Annotated in this window: 1 protein-coding gene; it reads right to left on the bottom strand. The window is 43.8% G+C overall.

Features of this window, described 5'->3' with window-relative positions; genetic code table 11:
- Positions 1-126 precede the first annotated feature (126 nt).
- Positions 127-669, bottom strand: coding sequence for a hypothetical protein (locus HMPREF1551_RS13100; protein ID WP_021627604.1), 543 nt, complete (start codon positions 667-669; stop codon positions 127-129).
- Between the last annotated feature and the right edge of the window lie 702 nt (positions 670-1371).

Raw genomic sequence — 1371 nt, 5'->3', positions numbered from 1 at the left:
TGCTAAAATTTCTCTACCCCTCAGCCCTTATGAATCAAGGCTTCACAGGCATTTCTTCACCGTCACGATAATAGGCTAAGCATAGCTTAAACTATGCTTAGCCTAAAGATACTGGAGATATTAAAGTTAATTTTCCGTGCCGGTTTTTAAATACATTTGTCCATCTGGGCCTGTTTCATACTCAATATTAGCTTTAAACGTTCTTCCCATAATTTCGTCATAATTGATTTCAAGGCGAAGTCTGCTGATATCTTGCCAATCACCTTTGCCAAAAATATATGGATTAAAACGGTACATGCTGCGGTCTACTCTAAAAAGTATTTTCCCTGCAAGAAGTTTTTGTAAAGCGTTATCAAGAGAGGATACTCTTTTCCATCCCATTTCATTGCAAATGGCTTGTTTTATGCGAGGAACCAATGTAACGCACATCCCATCTTCATCGCCAGCATATGATATGCGTTTAAGCAAACAAGCTGTGACGGATGCGTATTGTTTAGGGATATCTGCAAAATACATAATGTCTTGTAAATATAGTTTTATGTAGGCTGGTTCATCGCCCCATGATAGCACTTTATTGGCTTTCTTACTGATTATTTCTCCTTTCTCATTAAGTTCCTTGGATTCAATAGATTGATTGATTCTAGGCATGCCTTCCTCCTTTGTCATCATTGTTTTAAGTAGTAATTCTACTCAATTATAAAGTAGCTATTTAAAAAAGTCAATTCTTTTATCCTACTCTAAAAATAAGTAGTTTGATACATCTAAACAGAGTAGTTTATATAATTCAAACAGAGGGCGTTTCTACTCTAAACAGAGTAGTTTCAAAAAACGCTGAAAAGCTTGATATATAAGGTCAAAATGGCATTTTTTGCATAAAAAAGTTCTCTGTAGTCTTATATGGCCTTTTTTTACCTTGCTGAAGGTATGCCTCCGGCGGTCCAGGGCGTTGCCCCGGAACCCTACCAGGGACCAGCCCCTGGACCCAGATAAGGGGGCCAGCCCCCTGTGACCCCCGTCCTCGCCGGAAGGCAGAAGGGCAGGGAGCCTGCCCCTGCAGGTAATAGGATATGGGATGCATAGACTGTCAAGGGACGCTCCTTATCCTCCTCCCTGCGGTCGTGCGGTACCGCTTAAGCCCTTGACAGTCGCTAAGGGTATTCCAGATAGCCTAAGGGTCTAAAAATGGATTCTGGGGCATTCTGGTGCGTTTAGGGGGCTGTTTATAGGATTGTTGCTTCCTGAGGTGCACTACAGGGGGGAGGATTTCCCCTTGTTTTTCCTTGATTGCTCCCCGAAGGGGCTTAACGCAGTGGTGCCCGCAGCATAGCGGAGGGCAGGCCGGGAGCAGCGGGAACCCATGGGGCGGCGGGC

It is taken from the genome of Capnocytophaga sp. oral taxon 863 str. F0517 (assembly GCF_000466425.1).
Classification (GTDB): domain Bacteria; phylum Bacteroidota; class Bacteroidia; order Flavobacteriales; family Flavobacteriaceae; genus Capnocytophaga.
Note: the sequence above shows the minus strand (reverse complement) of the source record. Positions and strands in the feature narration are given on the sequence as shown.